The sequence below is a fragment of the Acinetobacter sp. UBA2063 genome, assembly GCF_002333245.1.
In the GTDB taxonomy this organism is placed as follows: Bacteria; Pseudomonadota; Gammaproteobacteria; order Pseudomonadales; family Moraxellaceae; genus Acinetobacter; species Acinetobacter parvus.
This window is the reverse complement of the sequence record NZ_DDAH01000047.1, coordinates 1-3,961: the sequence shown is the minus strand read 5'-3', so window position 1 is coordinate 3,961 and position 3,961 is coordinate 1. Positions and strand designations below refer to the sequence as shown.

The 3,961-nt window shown below is 41.4% G+C and carries 5 protein-coding genes; all 5 read left to right on the top strand.

Annotated elements, in window-relative coordinates; genetic code table 11:
• The first annotated feature begins 74 nt into the window (after positions 1-74).
• Positions 75-872, top strand: coding sequence for a PaaX family transcriptional regulator C-terminal domain-containing protein (locus B4H32_RS02345; RefSeq protein WP_004677484.1), 798 nt, complete (start codon positions 75-77; stop codon positions 870-872).
• A gap of 121 nt (positions 873-993) precedes the next feature.
• The gene (locus B4H32_RS02340) at positions 994-1,977 is read left to right on the top strand and encodes a fatty acid desaturase family protein (protein ID WP_286799646.1); all 984 of its coding nucleotides are present in this window, start codon (positions 994-996) and stop codon (positions 1,975-1,977) included.
• A 105-nt stretch (positions 1,978-2,082) separates the two neighbouring features.
• Positions 2,083-2,499, top strand: coding sequence for a PaaI family thioesterase (locus tag B4H32_RS02335; RefSeq protein WP_004769308.1), 417 nt, complete (start codon positions 2,083-2,085; stop codon positions 2,497-2,499).
• Between the two features lie 123 nt (positions 2,500-2,622).
• Positions 2,623-3,402 carry a tellurium resistance protein gene (locus tag B4H32_RS02330; protein ID WP_286799644.1) on the top strand — a complete coding sequence of 260 codons (780 nt, stop codon included), beginning with the start codon at positions 2,623-2,625 and terminating at the stop codon, positions 3,400-3,402.
• A 12-nt stretch (positions 3,403-3,414) separates the two neighbouring features.
• Positions 3,415-3,961: toxic anion resistance protein (locus tag B4H32_RS02325; RefSeq protein ID WP_286799643.1), on the top strand; the 547-nt coding region annotated here is incomplete at its 3' end.

The window sequence follows — 3,961 nt, the reverse complement described above, 5'->3', positions numbered from 1 at the left end:
GAGGCGGATTCGGGTAAAATTTCCATTCTTTATTTTTCCAATATTTCATATCTTAAAACTGGTTCTAGCATAAGATGACAATAGCTAAAATGAACGCCCGAGACTTGATTATTGATCTACTTTTAGGGCTACAAGGTCGAGAGATCTCAATTAAACAAATTATTATTGCTGCCAAGCTTTTTGAGATTAGTGAAAACAGTATCCGTGTTGCCGTAACCCGTCTATCGGGTGATGGCGTGATCGAGGCGATTGAGCGCGGTATCTATCAGTTCACGGTCCAGTCGCATGAATGGGCCAATGTGATGCTGAACCGTAAGAACGGGATTAAGCAGACCAAGAAATGGACGCATCAATATCTTGCGGTTTTTACAGGTGAACTGGGGCGAGTTGACCGTACTGCACTGAACCGTCGTGAACGGGCATTAAAACGCTTTGGCTTTAAGGAGTTGGAACAGGGGATTTATATTCGTCCCGACAATTTGGCGATTACATTTGATCATCTTTTTTCCGAGTTGAAAGCTTCAGGTTTGGAAATGACCGCCAAGATTTGCCAGATTAGTCATTTTGATGAAACGACTTTGGCAATCATTCCCAGCTTGTGGTCAACACAAACACTCAACCAGAACTATGAGAAATATAGCCAAATGATTCAGAAATGGTTGGCTACGGTTGACCGAATCTCATTGGAGGATGCTGCGCGGGAATCGCTATTATTAGGTCGCCAGACAATTTCTCTGCTCATGAATGATCCTTTATTACCCGAGGATTTTGTTGATGTGCAGCTTAGGGAACAATTCGCCCTGAGTGTGCAACAACTGGATCAGACAGGTTTGGAACTGTGGCGCAAGTTTTATGAACTGAGTGTCGTGTAAATACCAATTACAAATATTACTAAAAATTTAATTTTAATTTATTGACAGAAATATTACTTAATTTAGAATAAAGTGAATAGTTATGTGGTTTTATAAAAATACAAAAATTGCAGGATAGGATATGAACACACGTACGGCTATTAGTGATTTGTTCACACGAGAAGAAATCACGGAATTGACTGCCAAATCGGATCTGCATGGTAGCTGGGCTGTTTTATCAACCTGGGCGGTGATTGGTGGAACCTTTGCCACTGTTGCTGGCTTTTGGGAATATTTGCCAAACTGGGGCAAGTTGCTCATATGTATTGTAGCTTTGGTTATTCTGGCTGGCCGTCAATTGGCGCTGGCTATCCTTACGCATGATGCTTCACATCAAAGTCTGTTTAAAACCAAATGGCTCAACGATACCTTAACCGACTGGTTATGTGCCCGTCCAGTCTGGAATGACCTGCATAAATACCGTAAGCATCATCTCCGCCATCACAGTAAAACATCAACGGTAGATGATCCAGATTTATCACTTGTTACAGGTTTTCCGACCTCTAAAAAATCAGTAATGCGTAAATTCATGCGTGATTTATTGGAGGTGACTGGTTTTAAATTTGCGCTTGGGCGTGTGTTAATGGATGTTGAGAAAATGGAATGGACGGTTTCCAATGACCGTCGTTGGATCGATCAAACAGGACGGCACTGGTCTGATTATCCAAAGGCATTTATAAAAAATAGCGGTGGGGCCATTGCCACCAATACCGCTTTATTTTCGGCACTTTGGGCAGCAGGACATCCCAAACTCTATGCGCTTTGGGTGTTGGCCTATGTAACGCCGTTCCCACTGTTGCTACGTGTTCGTTCCATGGCGGAACATGCAGGAATGGAAACCAGCAATAGTGCCTTGACCAATACTCGCACGACTAAAGCAGGTTATATCGCAAGGGCTTTAGTTGCGCCGATTCATGTCAACTATCATAAAGAACACCATTTGATGGCGGCAGTGCCTTATTTTAAGTTGCCAAGAATGCACCAGATATTACGTGAGCGTGGTCATGTTGCTGAACCACCCACTTATTGGCAAGTGTTGAATGAGCTTTCAGCAAAAGCAGATTAAAAATTGATGATCCTTGTTTTTGTTCAAGAGAAGTAGGTTGCTTCCTGTTTCTTGAGTATAAACTGAAATGGATGATAGGTTGTAACATTATAGGTTTTGAGAGATATGGCAGCGAATAAACAGGAAATCATTGAGTTTCTGGCTCAGGAATTTTCACAGGCACTTAGAAAGAACACGATTGAACAGATTACCCCTAAAGGTGCGCAATTGTTGTATCGCGTGGATCAGGATGACCTGCGTCCTGGTCAGACTGTGTCTGGGCCAACCCTAATGCTGGTGGCAGACTTTGTCCTGTATGTGGCAATTATTGGACATTTGGGATTGATTAAAATGGCGGTCACCACCAACATGAATATCAATTTCTTTCGTAAGCCAGATGGAACACGGGATATCAGGGCAGTCTGTAAGTTGATTAAAGTTGGCAGAACCCTAGTGACAGGGGAAGTGTGGTTATATTCTGTAGGTGATGAGGAACCAGTAGCGCATGTGATTGGGACCTATGCACTTCCGCAAAAATCATAAGTTTTTAAAAATGATAAAGTGAAATGCTTAAAAATCATAACAACATTTAAGTATGCGAAATAGTAAGAACATGCTACAACTAATAGCGATCAAATTTATTTGTTCTTACTATTTTTTACTTCTATGACTATACCGATCGACTTAACCCCTTTATCACAACTTGAACTGAATCAAGAACATGTTCTCGCGATTAAACGTAATGATTTATTGCCTTTAATCACTGATCCCCATCGTTTAAATCATTATGCAGATCATTTGGTGCAGGCGCAAAGTGTCCTGTTGAATGGTGTCGATCCGAAGTTAAATCAGCAGCTCAGTGAAGTGATTACCCAGATTGTTCAGCAACTGTCACGCTCAAAAAATTATATGGGCGGGCGAAAATTTAATGCACTGCAAAAATGGCTGGGAATTGATGTTGAATATGATGCTGGACAGGTCAAATATGTCAAAGACCTGGATCGTTTAATCAGTGAGGCAAACCACTTAAGCCAAAAGCTACAGGTTGAGATTCAGAAATCGCAGTCACGTTTGCAGCAGGCTCTGGGTTTAAGGGAACAGATGGCGGCGTATATACAGGCTGCCGATGAATTTTTAAAAGAATATCCCCAGTTTAGTAAACAGCAGCAGGTACTTTATCCCTTCGTTGAGCGTCTATCTAAAAAGATCAATACATTACAAACTTTACAGACCAGCAATGACATTGCAATGAAACAGATGCAGTTGTCACAGCATTTATCTTTTAGCCTTTTAGACCGTTTTAAAGAGGCGCAGCAGGTGTTGATTCCAGCGTGGCGTTATCATCTAGAGCAAAGCCGTGAGTCTAACTCATCAAAGACCATTGAGCAGTTGGACAAAAGCCGAGAAGATTTAATCCAAAATCTGAAAAAATCATTACAGAAATAAGAGGGGAATATCATGTCAGATTCAGAACTTATAAAATCATCCAGCGAACTTGCAATTAGGCAGGAGCAGCGTTTTGAACAACTTAACCTAAAAGAGTTAGGCTTGCAGCCACAGGACTTTGCCGAGGTTATGGATGCGCATAAGGAACTTGCAGACATCAGTACCACTGTGGTGGCTGAATACGGTAAAAACATTGCCAATAAAACATCAACCTATACAGATGAGTTGTTGGGTTTGGTTCAAAATAAGGATTTAGATACGACTGGTCAAAAGCTCAATGAAGTGGTTCAGGTCGCGCAGCAACTTAATACTTCCAGTATTTTAAACAAGTCAAAAAGCTCAGGCTTTTTTGGTGGTTTGTTGAGCAGGTTTAAGAATGCCAAGCAAAGTTTTGACCAGCATTTTAATACCACTAAAGAGCAGATTGATGTGTTGGTTAAAGAGATTGAAAGCTCGCAATCAGATCTTAAGGCGCGGGTGGGAACACTCGACAAGATGTTTGATGCTGTTCAGGATGAATATAAACAACTTGGTGTTTATATTGCTGCGGGGCAGTTGA

What these genes read in the sequence shown, in the direction of transcription:
- B4H32_RS02345 (WP_004677484.1), top strand. Translation starts at nt 75, where the DNA reads ATGACAATAGCTAAAATGAACGCCCGAGACTTGATTATTGATCTACTT.
- B4H32_RS02340 (WP_286799646.1), top strand. Translation starts at nt 994, where the DNA reads ATGAACACACGTACGGCTATTAGTGATTTGTTCACACGAGAAGAAATC.
- B4H32_RS02335 (WP_004769308.1), top strand. Translation starts at nt 2,083, where the DNA reads ATGGCAGCGAATAAACAGGAAATCATTGAGTTTCTGGCTCAGGAATTT.
- B4H32_RS02330 (WP_286799644.1), top strand. Translation starts at nt 2,623, where the DNA reads ATGACTATACCGATCGACTTAACCCCTTTATCACAACTTGAACTGAAT.